This window comes from Streptomyces sp. NPDC053542, from assembly GCF_044544685.1.
Taxonomy (GTDB): domain Bacteria; phylum Actinomycetota; class Actinomycetes; order Streptomycetales; family Streptomycetaceae; genus Streptomyces.
Map to the genome: position 1 here is coordinate 19,784 of NZ_JBITXL010000016.1, position 20,452 is coordinate 40,235.

The window sequence follows — 20,452 nt, forward strand, 5'->3', positions numbered from 1 at the left end:
AACCTACCAAACACTTGTTAGGGAAGCTTGGTTTCCCGGAGGAGGAGTCGCAGATGCCCACGGTGCCCGACGACGAGCCCGTACGTTATGAGCGGCAGGGACCGGTCGCGACCGTCACCATGAACCGGCCCGACTACCGCAACGCCCAGAATTCGGCGCTGACTTACGCCCTGGACCGCGCCTTCTACCGCGCGGCCGACGACGACGAGGTCAAGGTCGTGGTCCTCGCGGGCGCCGGCAAGCACTTCTCCGCGGGCCACGACATCGGCACCCCGGACCGCGACGCCCACCTCCCCTTCGACCGCAAGGCCGGCCTGTGGTGGGACCACAGCGACAAGGCGGGCGCGGAGAGCCGCTTCGCCCGCGAGTCCGAGGTGTACCTCGGAATGTGCCGCCGGTGGCGCGAGCTGCCCAAGCCGGTGATCGCGAGCGTGCAGGGCGCGTGCGTGGCGGGCGGCCTGATGCTCGCCTGGATCTGCGACCTGATCGTGGCCTCCGAGGACGCCTTCTTCGCCGACCCCGTCGTCCGCATGGGCATCCCCGGCGTCGAGTACTTCGCCCACCCCTGGGTCATGCCACCGCGGATCGCCAAGGAGTTCCTGTACACCGGCGACCGGATGACGGCACAGCGCGCGTACGAGATCGGCATGATCAACCGCGTCGTACCGCGTGAGGACCTCGCCTCCCGTACGCGGGAGTTGGCGGAACGCGTCGCCGAAATGCCGCGCATGGGCCTCGCCCTCACCAAGCGTGCCGTGAACCAGGCCGAGGACCTCCAGGGCCTGCACACCGGCCTGGACTCCGTCTTCGGCCTGCACCACCTCGCCCACGCGCACAACGCCGAGACCGCCGCCGACTCGCTCGGCGGCATGAACATCAAGGGCATGAAGGAGGCGTCCTCCTGATGGACCTGGACCTCTCCCCCGCCGACGAGGCGTTCCGGGCCGAGGCCCGCGCCTGGCTCACCGCGCACGTGCCCCGCACCCCGCTGCCCTCCCTGGAAACCGCGGAAGGGTTCGCGGCCCACCGGGAGTGGGAACGCGAACTGGCCGCCGGGCGCTGGTCGGTGGTCTCCTGGCCCGAGGAGTACGGCGGCCGGGGCGCCTCGCTCCTCCAGTGGCTGCTCTTCGAGGAGGAGTACTACGCGGCGGGCGCGCCCGGCCGGGTCAGCCAGAACGGCATCAACCTGCTCGCCCCGACCCTGTTCGAGCACGGCACACCGGACCAACTGGCCCGCGTACTGCCGGACATGGCGAGCGGCCGGACGATCTGGGCCCAGGCGTGGTCCGAGCCGGAAGCGGGCTCGGACCTGGCGTCGCTGCGGTCGACGGCGGTGCGGACCGATGGGGGATGGCTGCTCAGCGGGCAGAAGACCTGGTCCTCCCGGGCCGCCTTCGCCGACCGGGCCTTCGGGCTCTTCCGCAGCGACCCGGCCGGCGCTGCCGAGGGCAAACCGCACCGGGGGCTGACGTATCTGATGTTCCCCCTGGACGCGCCCGGGGTGACCGTACGGCCCATCGGACGGCTCGACGGCAAGCCCGCCTTCGCCGAGATCTTCCTCGACGAGGTGTTCGTGCCGGACGCGGACGTGATCGGGGAGCCGGGGCAGGGCTGGCGGGTGGCCATGAGCACGGCGGGCAACGAGCGCGGACTGACACTGCGCAGCCCCGGCCGCTTCCTCGCCGCGGCCGACCGGCTCGTCGCGCTGTGGCGCGAGCGCGCCGACCCGGCCGACACCGCGCTGCGCGACCGGGTGGCCGACGCGGTCATCGGCGCCCGCGCGTACCAGCTCTTCACCTACGGCAACGCGTCCCGCATCGCAGCCGGAGGAGCCCTGGGCGCCGAGTCCAGCCTCAACAAAGTCTTCTGGTCCGCATACGACATCGCGCTGCACGAGACAGCGCTCGACCTGCTGGGTCCGGAAGGCGAGCTGGCGGACACGGCCGGGGACGCGCCCGCGCACGGCAGCTGGGCCGAGGGGTACACCTTCTCCCTCGCCGGCCCGGTCTACGCCGGTACCAACGAAATCCAACGCGACATCATCGCCGAGCGGCTGCTCGGTCTGCCGAAAGGACGCCGGTGATGCGGTTCCTCCCCGACGACGCACAACGCGAGTTCGCCCGCTCCCTGGACGCCCTGCTCACGGCCGCCGACACGCCCGCGGTGAGCCGGGCCTGGGCGGCCGGCGACACCGGCCCCGGCCGCCGACTGTGGACCCGCCTCGCCGACCTGGGCGTCTTCGCCCTCGCGGTACCGGAGGCATACGAGGGAGTGGGCCCGCTACCGGTCGAACTGGCCGCCGCCTTCGTGGAGTTGGGCCGTCACGCGGTCCCCGGTCCGGTGGTGGAGACGGTGGCGGCCGCGGCCTTCCTGGACCGGTTGGGCGAGGGGAGCGGTACGGCCGCCGGTGACTGGCTGCCCGGCATCGCCTCGGGCAGGACGGTTGCGTCCTTCTGCATGATCACCGGCGGCGGGAGCCCGTACGCACTCGACGCGGCGACCGCCGACACAGTCCTCGTCGTCGACGGTGACACCGTACGCATCGCCGAATCCACAGGTCCCGTGCAGCCCTCGGCCGACCCGGCGCGCCGCCTGGCCCGGCCGCTCGGCGGGACGGTACTGGCGCGCGGGCCGCGGGTGACAGCGGCCGCCGCGCACGCCGCCGACGTCGCGGCGCTGGCCACGGCGGCGCAGGCGCTCGGGCTGGGCCGCGCGCTGCTGGCACACACCGTGGAGCACGTCCGGCAGCGCACCCAGTTCGGGGTGGCCATCGGGTCGTTCCAGGCGGTGAAACACCGCTTGGCCGACACCCTCATCGGCCTGGAATTCGCCGAGCCGCTGCTGTACGCGGCGGCGCTGGGCCTGGCGGCGGACGTGCCGGCGGACGTGCCGGCGGACGTGCCGGCGGCGAAGGTATCCGCCTGCGAGGCCGCGTACACCGCCGCCCGCACCGCCCTCCAGCTGCACGGCGCCCTCGGCTACACCGACGAGCTGGACCTCTCCCTCTGGATACGCAAGGCCCGCGCACTGCGGTCGGCGTGGGGCACTCCGGCGGAGTGCCGCGCCCGCGTACTGGAAGGGGCGGGGGCATGAGGGAGCTGACGCCCACGGCGGAGCAGGAGGAGCTGCGGTCCGCCGTACGGGCGGTACTCACACGCCACGAGGGCGCGGCGGCCTGGCGCCCGCTGACGGAGCAGATCGGCGTCGCGGGGCTGGCGGTCCCCGAGGAGTACGGCGGCGCGGGCTGCGGGCCCCGTGAAGTACACGTCGTCATGGAGGAGTTGGGGCGCGCGCTGAGCCCCGTACCGTTCCTCGGCTCCGCCGTGCTCGCGGTGCAGGCGCTGCTGGCATCGGGCGACACGGCAGCGTGCAAGGCGCTGCTGCCGCGGCTGGCCGAGGGCCGGGCCGTCGGCACACTGGTCTGGGCCGAAGGGGGCTCCTGGGACCCGTCGGCGATCCGGACGGCCGCCGCACCGGGACCGGCCGGCACGTGGCAGCTCACCGGCACCAAGGAGTACGTACTGGACGGGGCGACGGCCGGGGTAATGCTGGTGGCGGCCCGTACCGGAGCGGGCGTGTCGCTCTTCCAGGTGGCGACGGACGGCGCGGGGGTGCGCCGCGAGGCGTCGGTGACGATGGACGAGACCCGGTCCTTGGCGCGCGTGGTGCTCGACCGTGCCGAGGGGCGGTTGCTCGGCACGGACGGCGACGGCGGCCGCATCCTGGGCCGGGTACTGGACGTGGCCTGCACGGCACTGGCCGCCGAACAGGTCGGCGCGGCCGAGCGCTGCCTCGAACTCACCGTCGCCTACGCCAAGGACCGCGTCCAGTTCGGCCGCCCCATCGGCTCCTTCCAGGCGGTCAAACACCGGCTGGCGGACGCGTACGTACTGGTGGAGTCGGCCCGGTCGGCAGCGCTGGGCGCGGCGTTCGCGGCGGGCGGCACGCCCGAGGCGACCCGGTCCGCGGCCGTCGCCAAATCGGTCTGCTCGGAGGCGTTCTCAGCGGTGGCGGCCGAGATGATCCAGCTCCACGGCGGCATCGGCATCACCTGGGAACACAACGCCCACCGCTACTTCAAACGCGCACATGCCACGGCCCACCTCTTCGGCCCGCCGACGTGGCACCGCTCGCGACTCGCAACGGACCTGGGCCTGGAGCTACCGGGTCCTGGTCTCCAGCGAACGAGCTCCCCTTGAGCACACGAGTCCTCCGCCGGCCGGTGGTTGGCAACCGCGACGAGGCACAGGCTCAGAGCGAACCAGGCAGCGACGCCTGTCACCCGCGCCGGCGCCCGCGGAGCACGAGGATGTACGGCGGGAGCGCCGCCGCGGCCGCGGCCAGCACTGCCGCCGTCATCAGTGCGCCGTCGCGCGTGGGCAGCGGGTCGGAGCGCAGCCGGCGCCCGTCCTCGCCGCGCACGATGATGCGGCAGCCGCTGTCCGTCATCTCCACCGCGTCCGCAATGCCGTAGCCGCTCTCCCGGCACTCGTTGGCTCCGCCGAAGCCGGCCGCCAGCCATAGCACCCCCGCACAGAGCAGGGCGAGCGCCGAGGCACCGAACGCGGCGGCGAGCCGCCGCCCCCCGAGAGGAGCAGCGGCCGCTGGACGGCGTTCGTGAAGTGCGTCGCCGTACCTGTCGTCATGAGTCATGCGTCATTGGCGGGGCAGCCGCCTTCTCCGTTCTTCGACCTGAACGGTGTTCCGTCGAACCAGCCGATACAGCCCGGCACCGTCCAGCCACGCGTCTTGTTCACGATCAGCTCCGTTCCCGTGCCCGGCCGGTTGTCGTTCAGCCCCATGCACGAGGATCCGGGGTCCATGCCCAGGTTGTTGCAGTCGTTGGACAGCTTCTGACCACCCATGTCGAAGACGGAGAAGTCCTGGTCACCGTCCTCCGCATAGATCCACGCCCCGTATTCGACATTCGGCTTCAGCTCCATCGGGTAGCCGATCCCCATGGTGAAGTCCAGCTTGCTGCACTCGTCCGTGACATCGTCCCAGTCCCAGTACGGAGCGGCCTCACCGGGAATGTTCCAGCCGTAGCTGACGGCATTCCACTTGAACGCCCAGATGTCCCAGGCCGCCCAGAAATTCTGGTACTCATCGGCCACAGCCGAGTCCCACGGGGCGCAGCCCGGCCGGGTCCAGGGCCGTCCCGCAATGTCGTCCTCATTGTAGAGAGACACATTGTGCTCGTACCCGAAGTCCTGGCCGAACGCCTCGATGTCCGATGCGCTCCCCCACTCCATCTGGTGGTTGAAGGTCTTGGGCTGGTCCTCCGGCCCGCCGGAATAGTGCCACGCCTGCATCGCCGCGTACACCGGCGACCAGGCGAACTCCTTGCCGGCGGCCGCCGCGGCCGGCTCGCCCTGTCCGCGCTCCGCACGGTCCGCGCCCCGGGACCCGCGCTTCGGGTCCGGTACGGGCACGCCCTGCCGCGCCAGCTCCGCCGTACGCTCGCGGGTCGCCCGCGTGGCGTCGGCCAGGGTGCCCTTCGGCAGCTGGTCGATCTTGCGGGTGTCGGAGGCGAAGTGCTTCACGGTGGCCCCCGCGGCGGACAGGGTATGTGCGGTCGTGGACGGCAGTTTTCCGTCCACGACGGCCATGTACACGAGAGGTTCGGCACCCCAGCGCTTGACCGTGTCCCGCCGTAGGTCCTTGACCGCCTCGGTAACAGACGAGCCGGGACCGGACTGGGAGACGCCGCCGACGTCTCCCGTGTACCGCAACTGAAGTACCGTCAGCCCCGAGAGTTCCGACCGGAGTTCATCGAGGGTCCGCGGCGTCTTGAAGACGAGCCGGGTCACTTGCCCCTTCACGCGCGGCCCGTGGTCGGAGGCCGCACTCTGCGAGGCGTTGGCCGCTCCGACGGTACTTGTGCCGTTCGTCTCGCCCGTGCCGGCGGACGCCGCCTGTGTACCGCCCGCCAGCAGCGCGAAGGCCGCGGTCAGCAGGAGTCCGGTGGTGCGGATGGAACGTCTCTTGCCCACGTCGTTCACCTCTTTCCCCCTGCGCTCACGAACCTCATGAGCGCGACGAGGACGCTAGAAGTGATGGCTTGTCATGTACAGGGACGTCCGTTGATTCCGGCCGCCGGAACGTACCTTCCATTTATGACCAAGGTGCGTACCCCAGCCTCTGCCGCGTCGACGAACTGCTGCAACCAGTCCGTGCCGCAAGAGGAGACGCACACATCCCACGCCGCAGATCTGGCCGAGACGCTTTCGGTCTCCTTCTCCTGACTTGCGCGATGTCCCGCACCGACCGGGAACATCACCGGCTCAGCTCCCGTCCGCCCGGCCGGGCTCCCGCCTGTCCTCCAACTCGGCCAGCTCCGCCATCATTTCGGTGGCCCGGTCGCGTTCCGCCGCGTAATAGCGTTCCGCCCACTTGAGGGTGAGTTCCGTGTAGGCCCAGGCGTCCTCGGTGGCGGCGCCCTCGGCGTCCGCTGCCGCTCGGCGGCGCATGGCTTCGGCGTAGTCCTGGTGTGTGGCGAGCACGTCGCGCATCCGGGCCGGGTCCGTCAGGTGGCCGAGCCACAGGCGCAGCATGACGCCGTGCTTGAGGACCGGCGGCTCGACCGGGGCCTCTCGCGTCCAGGTGCGGACGGCGGCGGTTCCCGCCTCGGTGATGCGGTACACGCGTTTGCCCCGGCCGCCGTTCTCCGGTGTGACCAGCCGCGATGCCGCGTAACCGGCCTTCTCCAGCCGCTTGAGCTCACCGTAGATCTGGCTGAACGACGGGCTCCAGTAGAAGAAGCCCAGCGACCAGTCCGCCCACTTCTTCAGGTCGTAGCCGGACAGCTCCGTACCGAAGGAGAGCAGCCCGAGCACCGCCCAGCCGGTCGCCGGCAGGTCCGCACCCCGGCCGCCACCGGCAGCCCCGGCCTCCGCACCGCTCGTATCGTCATCCGCCACCACCGCAGTCTAGGGAGTCGCTGCGTCGCTTCTCCCACTGGACGGGACTTCGGCGTAGCCACCGCGGCGGCGGGCCGGTGTGATGGCCGCCGGACACGGCAGCGGAGCAGGAGGGCGTGATCGTGATCAGCATGGACAGCCGCGAGAGCGGCGAGGCGGACGCGCACGGGCCCGTCACCGTCGCGCAGTTGGCGGACTCCGCCGCGGCCGCGTACGGGGAGGCGGAGGCGCTGGCCGACGGCGAGGTGCGGTGGAGTTTCGCGCGGCTGCGGGACGAGGTGCACGCGGCGGCGCGGGCCGCCGTCGCGCACGGCGTGGCGCCCGGCGACCGGGTGGCCGTCTGGGCGCCGAACAGCCGGCAGTGGATCGCGGCGGCGCTCGGCGCGGTCTCGGTCGGCGCCGTGCTGGTACCGGTGAACACCCGTTACACGGCCGCCGAGGCCGCCGACATCGTCCGGCGCAGCGGCGCCCGGCTGCTGTTCACCGAGCGCGGTTTCCTCGGCAAGGATTATGTGGCGATGCTGCGCGACTCGGGTGCGGATCTGGGGCTGTTGCGCGGGATGGTGGTCCTGCGGGACGACGGGACGGCGGGTCCGGAGGCGGGCCTGGCGGCGGATGCAGCAGCGGGTTCAGACGCGTACGAAGTCGTCTCGTGGGACGCCTATCTGGCGGCCGGCGCCGCGGTGCCCGATGCCGAGCGGGCCGCCCGTACCGCCGCCGTGCGCCCCGACGATCTCTCCGACATTCTCTACACCTCCGGCACCACGGGCCGTCCCAAGGGCGTGATGGTCACGCACGGGCAGACCGTCCGGGTCTTCGAGAGCTGGTCGTGCGCGATCACGCTGCGGGCCGGCGACCGGTATCTGCTGGTCAATCCGTTCTTCCACACCATGGGGTACAAGGCGGGGGTGCTCGCCTGTCTGCTGCGCGGGGTGACGATGCTGCCCGAGCCGGTCTTCGACACCGGTCTGCTGCTGCGCCGGATGGCCGAGGAGCGGGTGAGCGTGCTGCTCGGGCCGCCGACCGTCTTCCACTGCCTGATCCGCGATCCCGGGCGCGAGCGGCACGACCTGTCGGCGCTGCGGCTGGCCGGTACCGGGGCCGCCATGATCCCCACCGAGCTGATCGAGGAGATCCGGCGGGAGCTCGGCGCGACGGACGTCTTCACGGCGTACGGGCTCAGCGAGTCGACCGGGGTGGTCTCCATCTGCCCCGCCGACGCGGACGCGGCGACGGTCGCCCGTACGGTCGGCGTCGCGCTCCCCGGCACCGAGCTGCGGATCGTCGGCCCGGACGGCCGCGAGCTGCCGCCCGGCGAGCCCGGCGAAGTGGTCACCCGCGGCTATCACGTCATGGCCGGCTACCTCGACGACCCCGAAGCCACGGCGCGCGCCATCGACGCGGACGGCTGGCTGCACACCGGTGACGTCGGCGTACTGGACGAGCGCGGCTACCTCTCCCTCACCGACCGGCTCAAGGACATGTACGTGGTCGGCGGCTTCAACGCGTACCCGGCGGAGGTGGAGCACGCGCTCGGCGCGCACCCCGGCATCGCCGAGATCGCCGTCGTCGGGGCGCCGGACGAGCGGCTCGGCGAGGTCGGCGTGGCCTTCGTCGTCCCCGACCCCGCGCAGGAGCCGCCCACCCCGGACGGGCTCACCGCCTGGGCCCGGGAGCGGCTCGCCAACTTCAAGGTGCCGCGCCGCTTCCATCTCGTACCGGAACTGCCGCGCAACGCGAGCGGCAAGATCCTCAAGACGGAGCTGCGCCGCGCGGCCCGCGACGGCGGCCTGCGGGCCGCGGCCAGTGACGGCGGTCTGCGAGGCGCGGCCAGTGACGGCAGCCTGCGGGGCGCGCCCAGTGACGGCTGACGCACCGCCGCTCACCTGCGGCATCGGTCCTATACTCACGCCCGTGACCGACTCGACCGCGCCCTTCGACCCCGCCGAACTGCCGCCCACCAGCTGGGCGGTGCTCGGGCTGCTCTCCTTCGGGTCCGAGCTGTCCGGGTACGACCTGAAGAAATGGGCCGATTCGAGCCTGCACTTCTTCTACTGGAGCCCGTCGGCCAGCCAGGTCTACGGCGAGCTCAAGCGGCTGGAGAAGCACGGTTACGTCACCTCGCGGACGGTCGTCCAGGACGACGGCGTGCGCGGCAAGCGGATGTACAGCATCACGCCGAGCGGCAAGGAGGCGGCGGCCCGGTGGGTCAGCGAGGCGCCGGTCGAGCCGCCGGTCCTCAAGCACGGCGTCATGCTGCGGCTGTGGCTCGGCCACCTGACCGAGCCCGACGAGCTGCGGGCCATCCTCGAACAGCACCGCGCGTACGCGGAGAAGATGACCCGCCGTGCCCGTGCCACGGCGGAGGGCTCGGCCAAGGAGCCCTCCTGGGCGTACACCGAACTGGTCCTGCGCTGGTCGGAGAAGTACTACGCGGCGGAGCGGGAGTTCGCCGAGTCGGCGCTGCGGGACCTGGACGAAGTGGCCGCGAAGGTGCGCGCCGCGGAAGAGAAGCGCGACTGAAGCGCCCGCCCCGGGCTACGCGGGAGGCCCCGGCCTACTTGAAGCGTGCCCGCCACAGGTCACGCAGCAGCGCGATCTCCGCCATGTGGTGGATCAGTTCGAGGTTGCCGCCCGCCAGCACGCTGACGAACGGGTCGTCGGGGTCGGATCCGTGCGGGTACTGCGAGAAGCCGACGGTGTCGAGCTGCTCCTCGGTGACGGTGCCGACGCTGTCGCGCCAGCGGTCGACCGACGCCCAGAACCGCTGAAGTGCCAGGCCGGCGGAGGGGGTGAAGTCGACCAGCAGCTTCGGGTCCCGGCGCCGTTCGCCGAAGGTCCACTCCCACCGGCCCACGAACTCGAAGTGCAGGTGCGCCAGCCGCCACGCGATGGTCGTGACCGGCGTGACGTCGGGCTCCGGCGTACCGGTGTGGGCGAGGACCTCCTCGACCCGCTCGACGCTCACGCTCCAGTCCTCGGCGATCTTCTCGACGGTCATGCCGCCGGCGGCCTGCCGGGCGACCTCGGCGTACTCGCTCGCCGGGATGTCCGGGGCGCCCCGGTCCAGCACCCACTCGCCGGGCCCGAAGGCCCTGGGCGTCACCGCCTCACCCCGGCGCCGGACCGACCAGCAGCCGGGCACCGGCTCCCAGAGGAACTCCTCGTCGCCGAGTCCCGCGAGCCGCACCTGGGCCATCTCCCTGGCCTGGTCGAACTGGTCGAGCAGTACGCCCAGACGGTCCGTCCGCAGGCCCTCGATCTCCATACCCGGCTCCCCCTCGCGGTCACGTCTCTCATCTCACCGTGCTCAGGCGGAAGTTAACGGCTGACCACACGTGCCGCCACCGATTTCCCTCTCCTACGGCCAGAACTATTTCTCTTAGGACTATTGAGGGGCGATACTGCTGAGCGGCAGGCCGACAGAGACGCACAGAGACATACGAGACGTACAGAGACGTACAGAGACGTGACGACGAGGTGAGACCGCGCATGCCGCTGGATCCCGTGGCGAAGACCATCATCGAGCTGACCGAGGCGCACTTCCCGCGGCTGGGCACGGAGGTCCTCGACGCGGCCGAGGCGCGCCGGATCCTCGCGGCGCAGCCGGCCCCCGCGGTGACTCCGGTGCCGGTGGCCCGGGTCGAGGACCGACGGGTGCCGGGGCCCGCCGGCGCGCCCGAGGTGCCGGTACGGCTGTACTGGCCGCGGGAGGACGCCGACGGCGGGCTGCCCGTGGTGGTGTTCTGCCACGGCGGCGGCTTCGTGATCTGTGACCTGGACTCGCACGACGCCCTCTGCCGGGACCTGGCGAACGCGACGGGCGCGCTCGTCGTCTCCGTCGACTACCGGCGGGCACCCGAGCACCGGTTCCCCGCCGCCGCCGAGGACGCCTACGCGGTCCTGTGCTGGGCGGCCGCGCACGCCGCCAAGGAGGGCGGCGACCCGGCCCGTATCGCGGTGGCGGGCGACAGCGCCGGCGGCAATCTCGCCGCGGTACTCCCCCTGATGGCCCGGGACCGGCGCGGCCCGATGCCGGTCTTCCAACTGCTGATCTACCCGATGCTGGACCCCGCCCGGGACACGCCCTCGTATCGGCAGAACGCCCGGGGGTACTTCGTCACCGCCGATCATCTGCGCTGGTACTGGGAGCAGTACCTCGGCACGGACGGCCACGGCGACGGTGACGGCGATGGTGACCGCGCCGTGCACCCCTACGCCTCGCCGCTCGCCGCGGCCGATCTCTCCGGGCTGCCGCCGGCCCACATCCTGACCGCGGAGTACGACCCGCTGCGCGACGAGGGCGAGGCGTACGGCCGCCGGCTGCGGGAGGCCGGGGTCGCGGTGGACGTCCGGCGCTACGACGGGGTCTTCCACGGGTTCTTCGGGATGCCGGGCCAACTGCCCGCGGCCGCCGAGGCGAACGAGGCGGCGCACGCCGCGCTGCGCACCGCCCTCACCCTTAACCACTGACGCATCGTCAGCCCCGTGCCCCCGGGGCCTGTGCGCGCAACGCCGCCAGCAGCAGGTCGAGAGTGTGCTCCACGGCCGGGCCCGCCATCGTCGGGAGGTGCTCCCGGACCGCGTGCAGGTGCGGGAATTCGTCGGCGGGCAGGTGTGCGTACGCCTCGCTCCACGCCCGTTCGTCGCCTGCCCGCTGGCCCGCGGGGAGGCGGAGTACCGCGGCGTCCAGGGCCGCGTGGCCGAGGACGGTGTCGACGAAGGCGTGGTAGTGGCGCACGGCGGTGGCGTCGTCGAAGCCGGCCCGGCGCAGCAGGCCGACGCCCGTCTCCACGGCGCGCTGTTCGTGGGGGCGGCGGGTGACGCGGTAGGAGCTGAGTACGGTGACGCGCGGGTGGCGCAGGGCCGCGCGGTAGGCGCGCAGCCCGAAGTCCCGCAGCGCCGCCGTCCAGTCGGCGTGGTCCTCGGCCCGGAAGCCGTCGAGCGCCTCGCCGATGAGGCGGTCGCCCAGCGCGAGCAGCAGGTCCTCGGCGCCGCGGTAGTAGCGGTAGACCGCGCTGGGGTCGGCGCCGAGCGCGGTGCCGAGCCGGCGGATGGTGAGGGCCTCGGCGCCGTGCTCGTCGAGGAGTTCCAGCGCCGCGTCGAGGATCAGCTCCGCCGACAGGACCACGCCGCTCTTGGTGGGGCGGCGTCGCCTGCGTTCCGCGGGGACGCGGTCGGGTGGTGCCACGGTCGGTCCTTCGGTCGTCGGTTCCGGGATGTTGGGTGGCGCCCGGGGCGCGGCCCGGCCGCCCGCCCCGGGAGCAGTCAATCATCACCTTACGTCAACACCATTGACATAGAACCGGGGGCGGCGGTTTCATCGGCGCACGCGTCGCCGGACCGCCACGGCGCGTCCCCCTCCTCCCCCGCCCCAGGAGCGTGTCCCGTGCCCCCAGCAGTGCCGCCCGCTCCGCCGGGCCCCCGTATGCGCCGTTCGCTCGGCGTCAAGGACGGCGTGGCCATCGCCGCCTCCAGCACCGCGGCGACCACCAGCATCGGCATCGGAATGGGCACCCTCGCGCTGTACGCGGGCCGCCAGACGCCCGCCCTGCTGGTGCTGGCGTTCCTGCCGCTCCTCGGCATCGCCCTCGCGTACGCCCGCCTCAACCGCTCCGAGCCCAACTGCGGCAACGGCTATACGTGGGTGGGCCGCTCCATCGGCCCGTGGCCGGGCTTCCTCACCGGCTGGGTGGTGCTGGTCGGCAACGTCGTCTTCATGGCGTACACCGGCGCGGTCACCGGCTCGGTGATCCTTCAGTTCCTCAACAAGCTGGGCGCGCACAGGGTGTTCGGCATCGCGCTGGATCCCGGCTCCACGGCGACCAGTACCGTCATCGGCCTCGTCGCGCTGGTGGCCGTGACCGTCACCGCGGTCACCGGCGTCCGCTCCGCGACCCGCCTCCAGCTCTGGCTGCTGATCTTCGAGTACGCCGTGCTGCTCGCCTTCTGCGCCTGGGGCCTGGCCGTCGGCGACCAGCCCTTCTCCTTCTCCTGGCTCAACCCCTTCGCGCTGGGCTCGACGACCTCACTCGTCCAGGGTCTGATCCTCGCGGTCTTCCTCTACTGGGGCTGGGACGCGGCGTTCACCGTGAACGAGGAGACCAAGAGCGCCGGGGACGCCGCGCGCGGCGGGCTCATCGCGCTCACCGTCATGCTGGCGCTCTTCGTCTTCGCCGCCGTCTCCTTCCAGCGCGTGATGGGCAACGGGGAGCTGGTGCGCAACGGACCGCAGGCACTCACCTTCCTCGGCACGCACCTCGCCCCCGAGCCGTGGGCGTCCCTGCCGCCGGCCGCCCTGATGTGCTCCGCCTTCGCCTCTCTCCAGGCCGCCGTCATCCCCACGGCGCGGGGCGCGCTCGCCATGGGGCGCGACCGCACCCTGGGCAGCGCCTGGACGAAGGTGAGCGCCCGCTTCGGTACGCCCGCCGTGGGTACGGTCCTCATCATGGCCATCGCCGCGGCCGTCGCCGTACTCGCCCTCGGCATCCCCAAGCTGAACGAAATGATCCTCGCCGCGGTCAACTCGATCGGCCTCGTCGTCTCCCTCTACTACGGCCTGACCGCCCTGGCCTGCGCCCTGCGCTTCCGCGCCGATCTGCGCGCCGGGGCGCGCGCCGCGCTGACCGGCGTGATGATCCCCGCGCTCAGCGGCCTGTGCCTCTTCGGGCTCGGCGGCTCTCTCGCGGTCCACTACGCGACCATGAGCGACCACTTCGAGGCGCGGCCGGACAACGGCTGGTTCATGCTGCTCGTTCCCGCACTGATCGTCGCGTCCGGGCTGGTGGCCGCGGCACGCGCCAAGTGGGGACGCCGGTCGCCGTACTTCGTCACGGGGCGCGGCACGGACGCCGAGGCGATCGCCCTGCCGAGGGACCGCGGTGACGAGCCGGCCGCGCCCCCGTCCGCCCCCGCCCGCTGACCCACCTCCCTCTCCCCCGCGCCGCCCCACCGAACCAGGAGCCCGGACATGCCGCACTCACACCCCGCCGACCTCGTCTTCACCGGCGGCCCCGTCCACACCGTGGACCCGGCCCGCAGCCGCGCCACCGCCCTCGCCGTGCGCGGCGAGCACATCGTCGCCGTCGGCCACGACGAGGTGCACGATCTGATCGGTCCCCGTACCGAAGTGATCGATCTGCGCGGCCGGCTGCTCGTGCCGGGCTTCCAGGACGCGCATGTGCACCCGGTGGGCGGTGGCGTGGAGCTGGGGCAGTGCGACCTGAGCGGCGCGGTCACCGCCGAGGAGTACCGCCGCCGCATCCACGCGTACGCCGAGGCCCACCCCGAAGCGGAGTGGATCACCGGTGGCGGCTGGTCGATGGAGGCGTTCCCCGGCGGCATGCCCACCCGCCAGTTCCTCGACGCGCTCGTCCCCGACCGCCCGGTGTACCTCGTCAACCGCGACCACCACGGCGGCTGGGCCAACACCCGCGCCCTCGAACGCGCCGGCCTCGACGCCCGTACGCCCGACCCCGCCGACGGCCGGCTGGAGCGGGAGGCGGACGGGCACCCCACCGGAATGCTCCAGGAAGGCGCCATGATGCTGGTCGCCGCCGCCGTCCCGGCGCCGACCCTCGCCACGCTCACCGAAGGACTGCTGCGCGCCCAGGCGCTCCTCCACTCGTACGGCATCACCGCCTGGCAGGACGCGCTGCTCGGCAACCACGCGGGGATGGCCGACCCGTCCCCCGCCTACGCGGCCGCCGTCCGCTCCGGACAGCTCACGGCGCGGGTCACCGGCTCACTGTGGTGGGACCGGGCCCGCGGCACCGAACAGCTCCCCGAACTCCTCACCAAGCGCAAGGAGTTGACCGCCGGACGGCTGCGCGCCGGCACCGTGAAGATCATGCAGGACGGCATCGCCGAGAACCGCACGGCCGCCCTCCTCCACCCCTACCTCACCGCCTGCGGCTGCGCCTCCGACAACAGCGGCATCTCCTTCGTCGAGCCCGAGGCGCTGCGGCATTACGTCACGGAGCTGGACGCGCACGGCTTCCAGGTCCACTTCCACGCGCTCGGCGACCGGGCCGTCCGCGAGTCCCTCGACGCGGTCGAGGCGGCGCGGCAGGCCAACGGCTGGACCGACCACCGCCCGCACCTCGCGCACCTCCAGATCGTCCACCCCGACGACGTCCCCCGCTTCCGCCGCCTCGGTGCCACCGCCAACATCCAGGCGCTCTGGGCCGTGCACGAGCCGCAGATGGACGACCTCACCATCCCGTTCCTCGGCACCGAACGGACCACTCACCAGTACCCCTTCGGCGACCTGCTCCGCTCCGGCGCCACGCTCGCCGCCGGCAGCGACTGGCCGGTCAGCAGCCCCGACCCGATGGCCGCGCTGCACACCGCCGTCCACCGCCGCCGGCCGGACGCCGCCGCCGACTCCCCCGCCTTCCTCCCCGAACAGCGTCTCGACCTCGGCGCGGCCCTCGCGGCGTACACCGCGGGCAGCGCGTACGTGAACCACCTCGACGACACCGGCACCCTGCGCCCCGGCAACCTCGCCGACCTGGCCGTCCTCGACCGCGACCCCTTCGAGGACCCGTCCGGCGACATCGCGGCGACGCGGGTCCTGCAGACGTACGTCGGCGGCGTCCGGGTGCACGCCACCGACGACGCATGAGACCGCACAGGGCTTTCGAGCGCCTGAGGACAGGGCTTTCAACCACCTGAGGCTTTCAGGGGCGCCCGGCCGGCGGGACCTCCTCGCCGGGCGGGACCGGGCCCGGGGGCGTGCCGTCGCCGAAGGGGCGGCCGCCCAGCTCCTCGCGGTGGTGCGGGGTCAGCCAGCCGGCGAGGTCGGGGCCTCGGGGGACGATACCGGTCGGGTTGATGCCGGTGTGCACCTGGTAGTAGTGTCGCTTGATGTGGTCGAAGTCGACCGTGTCGCCGAACCCGGGCGTCTGGTAGAGGTCCCTCATGTACGCCCAGAGGACCGGGTCCTCGGCCAGCTTGTACCGGTTGCACTTGAAGTGGCCGTGGTAGACGGCGTCGAACCGCACCAGCGTGGTGAACAGCCGGATGTCCGCCTCGGTCACGGTGTCGCCGACCAGGTACCGGCGGCTGGCCAGCCGCTCCGAGAGCCACTCCAGGCGGCGGAAGACGTCCTCGTACGCCTCCTCGTACTCCCGCTGTCCGGTCGCGAAGCCGGCCCGGTACACGCCGTTGTTGACGTCCCGGTAGACGCCGTCCATGACCTCGTCGATCTCGGCGCGCAGCGGCTCCGGGTAGAGGTCGGGCGCGCCGGGGCGGTGCAGCGCGGTCCATTCGGTCGCGAGGTCGAGGGTGATCCGCTGGAAGTCGTTGGTGACGAGCTTCCCGCTCGGCACGTCGACGATCGCGGGCACGCTGACCCCGCCGGGATACCCGGTCTCACGCGCGTCGTACGCCTCGCTGAGATAACGGATGCCGAGGACGGGGTCGCGGCCGTCCGGGTCCAGGGTGAAGCGCCAGCTGCGGTCGTCCTGGATCGGGTCGGCGATGGCCAGCGACAGCGCGTCCTCCAGGCCGAGCAGCCGCCGGGAGACCAGGGCGCGGCTGGCCCAGGGGCAGGCCCGGCTGACCACCAGGCGGTAGCGGCCGGCCTCGACGGGCCAGCCGTCCCGGCCGTCCGCGGTGATCCGGTCGGCGAAGTGGCTCCGGGACCGCTTGAACTTCTTTCTGCCGTACTCGGTGTTGCCGTCGGGGGTGTTGGTGGTGGGCATGCTGGTCCCTCCGATGTGCGGGGCGCCGGTCTCTCCGGAAGGGGTTCCCGCCATGATCCGATCCTCACCACACATCAGCCGCGCGGGCCAGAGCCGTCCGAAGCCGTGCTCCCGACACTGCCGATGACGACCGTCGCGTACTCCTCCTCCGAGGTGACCACGCGCGGCGTCAGGCCGCTGCGGCGGAACACCTCCGCGGCCGACGCCGCCTGACGCTCGCTCGTCTCGACCAGGAGGTGGCCGCCCGGCGCCAGCCACTGGGGGGCCGCGGCCGTCACCCGGCGCAGGATGTCCAGGCCGTCGGCGCCGCCGTCCAGCGCGACCAGCGGCTCGTGGTCGCGGGCCTCCGGCGGCAGCAGGCCGACCTGCTGTGTGGGGACGTACGGAACGTTGGCGACGAGGACGTCGATACGGCCGCGCACGGCTGCCGGGAGCGCTTCGTACAGGTCGCCTTCGCTCACCTCGCCCACGGCCCCGGGGATGTTGCGGCGGGCGCAGCGGACCGCGGCCGGGTCGATGTCGGCCGCGTACAGCTCGACGCCGGGCGCGGGCACGGCCGCGGCCAGCGCCGCGCCGACCGCGCCGGAGCCGCAGCACAGGTCGACGACGACGGGCCGGACAGCCGGCCGGGCGGCTTCGGGGCCGGCTCCCGGCCCGGCTCCCCGCGCGGCCGTCCCGGCGGCGGTGGCCAGCGCGATCGCCTGCCGGGCGAGGAATTCCGTACGGCGGCGGGGCACGAAGACGCCGGGCGTCACGGTCACCCGCAGACCGCAGAACTCCGCCCATCCCAGCACCAGTTCGAGCGGCAGCCCGGCGGCGCGCCGCTCCACCATGGCGTCGAGTGCGGCCGGAGTACCGGCCGCGGCGAGGAGCAGATCCGCCTCGTCCTCGGCGAAGACCGAGCCGGTGGCGCGGAGCCGGGCGACGGCGGCGGAGCGGAGGGAAGGCAGAAGGGGAGAGGCGAGAAGAGACATGGGAGCCTTTCGGATGTGCCTGGCGAATGCCGGGCACGCTCCCTCGCTGCGGACCGCTACGCCGAGGGCGCCGCGGGGACCGCGCGGATGCGAGGAGCAGGGAGAACCCGGCCTGGTACAGCGGTAATGGGTCTCACCTCCTCGGTCGTCAGCGATCACTGCGGTCGCCCACAGTACCCGACGACCGGCGGGCCGCGCCGTCCACCGCGCTACGGGGTCCGGGTAGCGCGGGGGCGCGGGGCCCGCCGGTCCGGTCTCCGGTGCCGGACGACACCGGCACTGTGAGACTCGTCGTCACCAATGCCCACATCGAAGCGCCACCACACGACGTACGACCGACGGTGTACAGCCCGCGGCGCACGGCGCGCACGATCGCAATTAAGGCGGACACGCCGATAGATGGGTGAATAAGACAGGACAGGACGTGCGGGGCGCTGTACTGGGCCGTACCTCCCTTCAATGCCGTTGTCCCAAGGAGAGACATGCGCATCCGTGCCACCATGGCCGCCCTCACCCTCGCCACCGCCGGCCTCGCCGCCAGTGCCGGCAGTGCCGTTGCCGTCGGTTCCGACGGCGGTGCCCACAACCTCAGCGGCAACGGCGCCTCGACGTCGTACGGCAACTCGGCCACGCACGGCGACCAGAGCCCGCAGGCCGGCCTGGTCCAGAACTCGCTCAACGACCTGTGCATCGGCCTGCCGGCCAAGGTCAACGTCGGCTCGCTGATCGGCCTCATCCCGATCACCGTGCAGGACGTCAACGTCCTGGCGAACCCGCAGAACCAGCAGTGCACCAAGAACTCCACCCAGAACAAGGGCGACGAGCCGCTGTCGCACCTCATCGACGACATCCCGATTCTCTCCGAGAACGGGACCGGCAACGGCTGAGCCGTAGCCATACCCCCAAGGGGCACCACCGTCACGGCGACGGTGGTGCCCCTCGGCACGTCCCCGCTCCCCCACATGCGTGAGCGCGCACCGGCGCCCACAATGGGGAGGGCCGGGACCTGCGGCGCGCCCGGCGTCGCGCCGGCCGTCCGGCATGGGAGGTACGGTCAATGACCACTGCCGGAGACATCATGCACCCCGGCGCCCAGTGGATCCCCGAGGACGCGACCCTGGACCGCGCGGCGCAGCTGATGCGGGAGCTCGATGTGGGAGCCCTGCCGATCAGCGACGCGAACGAGCGGTTGTGCGGCATTCTCACCGATCGCGACATCGTGGTCGGCTGCGTGGCCATGGGGCACGACCCGTCCCAGGTCACGGCGCACGAGATGGCGAAGGGCACGCCCCGCTGGATCGATGCGGGTGCCGACATCAGCGAAGTGCTGGAGGAGATGCGGGGACACCAGATCCGCCGGCTGCCGGTGATCGAGAACAAGCGGCTGGTCGGCATGATCAGCGAAGCCGATCTGGCCGGTCACCTCTCCGATGACCAGATGGCCGACTGGACCGAGAGCATCACAGCACAGCGCTGATCAGCTGATCACCACAGCGCTGAGCCACCCCTCGGCCGGCATCCGTCGTGGGGGCGCCCCCCCGGCCCCCCCCCCGGGGGGGGGGGGTTCCCCGCCCGCTGTTGGCACCCCCCCTAGCGCCCCCCCCCCCCACGGCGGGTCCGGGAAGCGTTCGTGACCGGCGCGCACCTGGACTTCCGCCCCTCCCCCGACGACGACCCCGCCGACGGCGCGGCCTGCCTGGGGCCCGGAGCGCACCGTCCGCGCCGAGGTGCTGCGGGCCCTCCTGCTCGACGGCCCCCGCCGCACCGGCGAGATACCGGCGCTCAACCTGGCGGGCGCCCGGATCACCGGACGGCTCGACCTCCAGTACGCGACCGTCGACCACCCGGTACGGCTGCGGCACTGCCACTTCGCCGAGGCGCCCCGCTGCTACGCGGCCCGGCTGCGCGAACTCAACCTCAGCGAGTCCGTCCTGCCCGGGCTCGTCGCCCACGCCGTGCACGTCGACGGCGTCCTGCGCATGACCCGCGCCCGGTTCACCGGGACGGTACGGCTCGGCGGAGCGCAGATCAGCGGCAGCCTGTACATGGAGAGCGCCACGATCGACGCGGGCGACACCGAGGAGCCGGTGCTCCAGCTCAACCCGACGGCCGTCGGCGCCGACCTGTGGGCGCCCGGGTTGCGCACCCACGGGCAGATACGCCTCAACGGGGCGAACGTCGCCGGGACCCTGAACCTCAACGACGCACTGCTCGACCACCCCGGACACGCCGCCCTGGACGCCGAGACCCTCAGCGTCGGCGGGCATCTGCTGCTGCGCCAGGCCGAGGTGCGCGGCTGGGTCGGTCTGCGCGGCGCGCGCGTCGAGGGGCGGCTGGACCTGTCGTACGCCCGGCTGGCCAATCCGGGCGGGCACGCGCTGCGGGTGGCCAGTTCGAGCATCGGCGAGCTGTGGCTGCGCAAGAGCCCGCCCATGGAGGGCGTCCTGAACCTGCGGCGCGCCCAGCTCGACACGCTGCTGCTGGAACCGGAGGTCGTGCCGGACGAGGTGCTGCTCAGCGACCTCACCTACACCTCCCTGACGCCGCACGAGCCTCCCGAGCGCCGCCTGCCGATGCTGGAGCGCGACCGGCACGGCTATGTGCCGCACGCCTACGAGCAGTTGACCGCCGCCTACCGGCGCATCGGCGACGACCACGCCGCCCGCCTGGTGCAGCTCGCCAAACAGCGCCGGCACCGGGGCACCCTGCCCTGGTACGGGCGGCTGTGGGGGCACGTCCAGGACGCCACCGTCGGCTACGGCTTCCGCCCGCTGCGCGCGGCGGGCTGGCTGCTGTCGCTGCTCGCCGTCGGCTCGGCCGTCTACGCGCTGCACCCGCCGCAGCCGCTGAA

General features: G+C 72.6%; 18 protein-coding genes and 1 pseudogene. 12 read left to right on the forward strand and 7 right to left on the reverse strand.

The annotated features are described in order from the left end of the window. The first annotated feature begins 53 nt into the window (after nt 1-53). Genes ACIGXO_RS33305 through ACIGXO_RS33320 form a run of 4 tightly spaced genes read left to right on the forward strand, consistent with a single transcriptional unit; the run spans nt 54 to nt 4,199 of the window. The gene (locus tag ACIGXO_RS33305; protein WP_399794374.1) at nt 54-905 is read left to right on the forward strand and encodes an enoyl-CoA hydratase; all 852 of its coding nucleotides are present in this window, start codon (nt 54-56) and stop codon (nt 903-905) included. Then, on the forward strand, nt 905-2,083 hold the full coding sequence (locus ACIGXO_RS33310; protein WP_399794376.1) for an acyl-CoA dehydrogenase family protein: 1,179 nt from the start codon (nt 905-907) through the stop codon (nt 2,081-2,083). The genes ACIGXO_RS33305 and ACIGXO_RS33310 overlap by 1 nt, the downstream gene beginning before the upstream one ends. Continuing rightward, nucleotides 2,083-3,093 (forward strand): acyl-CoA dehydrogenase family protein, encoded by a 1,011-nt coding sequence (locus ACIGXO_RS33315; protein WP_399794378.1) that lies wholly within the window; start codon nt 2,083-2,085, stop codon nt 3,091-3,093. The genes ACIGXO_RS33310 and ACIGXO_RS33315 overlap by 1 nt, the downstream gene beginning before the upstream one ends. Then, entirely contained in the window at nt 3,090-4,199 is a 1,110-nt protein-coding gene (locus tag ACIGXO_RS33320) for an acyl-CoA dehydrogenase family protein (protein WP_399794380.1), read from the forward strand. The genes ACIGXO_RS33315 and ACIGXO_RS33320 overlap by 4 nt, the downstream gene beginning before the upstream one ends. Nucleotides 4,200-4,278: 79 nt before the next feature. Here the strand turns inward: ACIGXO_RS33320 and ACIGXO_RS33325 are convergent, their stop codons facing one another. From ACIGXO_RS33325 to ACIGXO_RS33335, 3 genes are all read right to left on the reverse strand, one after another. Beyond that, nucleotides 4,279-4,653: a hypothetical protein gene (locus ACIGXO_RS33325; protein ID WP_399794382.1), complete on the reverse strand. Its 375-nt coding sequence runs from the start codon at nt 4,651-4,653 to the stop codon at nt 4,279-4,281. Next, nucleotides 4,650-5,993 (reverse strand): hypothetical protein, encoded by a 1,344-nt coding sequence (locus tag ACIGXO_RS33330; RefSeq protein WP_399794384.1) that lies wholly within the window; start codon nt 5,991-5,993, stop codon nt 4,650-4,652. The genes ACIGXO_RS33325 and ACIGXO_RS33330 overlap by 4 nt, the downstream gene beginning before the upstream one ends. 291 nt (nt 5,994-6,284) lie before the next feature. Then, nucleotides 6,285-6,920: a PadR family transcriptional regulator gene (locus tag ACIGXO_RS33335; protein ID WP_399794386.1), complete on the reverse strand. Its 636-nt coding sequence runs from the start codon at nt 6,918-6,920 to the stop codon at nt 6,285-6,287. Nucleotides 6,921-7,051: 131 nt separating this feature from the next. Here ACIGXO_RS33335 and ACIGXO_RS33340 point away from each other — a divergent pair, with 131 nt between their 5' ends. Both ACIGXO_RS33340 and ACIGXO_RS33345 read left to right on the forward strand, forming a co-directional pair. Further along, nucleotides 7,052-8,791: a FadD3 family acyl-CoA ligase gene (locus ACIGXO_RS33340; protein WP_399794407.1), complete on the forward strand. Its 1,740-nt coding sequence runs from the start codon at nt 7,052-7,054 to the stop codon at nt 8,789-8,791. 43 nt (nt 8,792-8,834) lie between these two features. Next, complete coding sequence (locus ACIGXO_RS33345; protein ID WP_399794388.1) at nt 8,835-9,443, forward strand: PadR family transcriptional regulator; 609 nt, start codon at nt 8,835-8,837, stop codon at nt 9,441-9,443. A 34-nt stretch (nt 9,444-9,477) separates the two neighbouring features. Here ACIGXO_RS33345 and ACIGXO_RS33350 read toward each other — a convergent pair whose 3' ends face one another. Further along, nucleotides 9,478-10,188: a DinB family protein gene (locus tag ACIGXO_RS33350; RefSeq protein ID WP_399794390.1), complete on the reverse strand. Its 711-nt coding sequence runs from the start codon at nt 10,186-10,188 to the stop codon at nt 9,478-9,480. Nucleotides 10,189-10,412: 224 nt separating this feature from the next. Here ACIGXO_RS33350 and ACIGXO_RS33355 point away from each other — a divergent pair, with 224 nt between their 5' ends. Beyond that, the gene (locus tag ACIGXO_RS33355) at nt 10,413-11,393 is read left to right on the forward strand and encodes an alpha/beta hydrolase (RefSeq protein WP_399794393.1); all 981 of its coding nucleotides are present in this window, start codon (nt 10,413-10,415) and stop codon (nt 11,391-11,393) included. Nucleotides 11,394-11,400: 7 nt separating this feature from the next. Here the strand turns inward: ACIGXO_RS33355 and ACIGXO_RS33360 are convergent, their stop codons facing one another. Beyond that, nucleotides 11,401-12,111 (reverse strand): TetR/AcrR family transcriptional regulator, encoded by a 711-nt coding sequence (locus tag ACIGXO_RS33360; RefSeq protein ID WP_399794395.1) that lies wholly within the window; start codon nt 12,109-12,111, stop codon nt 11,401-11,403. A 237-nt stretch (nt 12,112-12,348) separates the two neighbouring features. Here ACIGXO_RS33360 and ACIGXO_RS33365 point away from each other — a divergent pair, with 237 nt between their 5' ends. Continuing rightward, nucleotides 12,349-13,842: an APC family permease gene (locus tag ACIGXO_RS33365; RefSeq protein WP_399794409.1), complete on the forward strand. Its 1,494-nt coding sequence runs from the start codon at nt 12,349-12,351 to the stop codon at nt 13,840-13,842. Between the two features lie 48 nt (nt 13,843-13,890). Beyond that, on the forward strand, nt 13,891-15,546 hold the full coding sequence (locus tag ACIGXO_RS33370; protein WP_399794397.1) for an amidohydrolase: 1,656 nt from the start codon (nt 13,891-13,893) through the stop codon (nt 15,544-15,546). A 55-nt stretch (nt 15,547-15,601) separates the two neighbouring features. On the opposite strand, the gene ACIGXO_RS33375 is transcribed toward ACIGXO_RS33370, so the two are convergent. Then, nucleotides 15,602-16,627, reverse strand: a complete 1,026-nt coding sequence (locus ACIGXO_RS33375; RefSeq protein ID WP_399794412.1) for a glutathione S-transferase family protein — start codon at nt 16,625-16,627, stop codon at nt 15,602-15,604. Between the two features lie 74 nt (nt 16,628-16,701). After that, complete coding sequence (locus ACIGXO_RS33380) at nt 16,702-17,601, reverse strand: putative protein N(5)-glutamine methyltransferase (RefSeq protein ID WP_399794399.1); 900 nt, start codon at nt 17,599-17,601, stop codon at nt 16,702-16,704. A 482-nt stretch (nt 17,602-18,083) separates the two neighbouring features. Between ACIGXO_RS33380 and ACIGXO_RS33385 the strand changes: the two genes are divergently transcribed. The 3 genes and pseudogenes from ACIGXO_RS33385 to ACIGXO_RS33395 all read left to right on the forward strand — a co-directional run. Beyond that, a complete protein-coding gene (locus ACIGXO_RS33385; protein ID WP_399794401.1) occupies nt 18,084-18,488 on the forward strand; it encodes a rodlin in 405 nt (134 codons plus the stop codon). Between the two features lie 170 nt (nt 18,489-18,658). Next, nucleotides 18,659-19,078, forward strand: a complete 420-nt coding sequence (locus tag ACIGXO_RS33390) for a CBS domain-containing protein (RefSeq protein WP_399794403.1) — start codon at nt 18,659-18,661, stop codon at nt 19,076-19,078. A 153-nt stretch (nt 19,079-19,231) separates the two neighbouring features. Continuing rightward, nucleotides 19,232-20,452, forward strand: a pseudogene (locus tag ACIGXO_RS33395) (membrane-associated oxidoreductase); the annotation flags it as partial.

Bases quoted from the DNA above. Each gene is read 5' to 3' on its own strand.
- ACIGXO_RS33305 (WP_399794374.1), top strand. From the start codon at position 54: ATGCCCACGGTGCCCGACGACGAGCCCGTACGTTATGAGCGGCAGGGA.
- ACIGXO_RS33310 (WP_399794376.1), top strand. From the start codon at position 905: ATGGACCTGGACCTCTCCCCCGCCGACGAGGCGTTCCGGGCCGAGGCC.
- ACIGXO_RS33315 (WP_399794378.1), top strand. From the start codon at position 2,083: ATGCGGTTCCTCCCCGACGACGCACAACGCGAGTTCGCCCGCTCCCTG.
- ACIGXO_RS33320 (WP_399794380.1), top strand. From the start codon at position 3,090: ATGAGGGAGCTGACGCCCACGGCGGAGCAGGAGGAGCTGCGGTCCGCC.
- ACIGXO_RS33325 (WP_399794382.1), bottom strand. From the start codon at position 4,653: ATGACTCATGACGACAGGTACGGCGACGCACTTCACGAACGCCGTCCA.
- ACIGXO_RS33340 (WP_399794407.1), top strand. From the start codon at position 7,052: ATGGACAGCCGCGAGAGCGGCGAGGCGGACGCGCACGGGCCCGTCACC.
- ACIGXO_RS33350 (WP_399794390.1), bottom strand. From the start codon at position 10,188: ATGGAGATCGAGGGCCTGCGGACGGACCGTCTGGGCGTACTGCTCGAC.
- ACIGXO_RS33355 (WP_399794393.1), top strand. From the start codon at position 10,413: ATGCCGCTGGATCCCGTGGCGAAGACCATCATCGAGCTGACCGAGGCG.
- ACIGXO_RS33365 (WP_399794409.1), top strand. From the start codon at position 12,349: ATGCGCCGTTCGCTCGGCGTCAAGGACGGCGTGGCCATCGCCGCCTCC.
- ACIGXO_RS33370 (WP_399794397.1), top strand. From the start codon at position 13,891: ATGCCGCACTCACACCCCGCCGACCTCGTCTTCACCGGCGGCCCCGTC.
- ACIGXO_RS33375 (WP_399794412.1), bottom strand. From the start codon at position 16,627: ATGCCCACCACCAACACCCCCGACGGCAACACCGAGTACGGCAGAAAG.
- ACIGXO_RS33380 (WP_399794399.1), bottom strand. From the start codon at position 17,601: ATGTCTCTTCTCGCCTCTCCCCTTCTGCCTTCCCTCCGCTCCGCCGCC.
- ACIGXO_RS33385 (WP_399794401.1), top strand. From the start codon at position 18,084: ATGCGCATCCGTGCCACCATGGCCGCCCTCACCCTCGCCACCGCCGGC.
- ACIGXO_RS33390 (WP_399794403.1), top strand. From the start codon at position 18,659: ATGACCACTGCCGGAGACATCATGCACCCCGGCGCCCAGTGGATCCCC.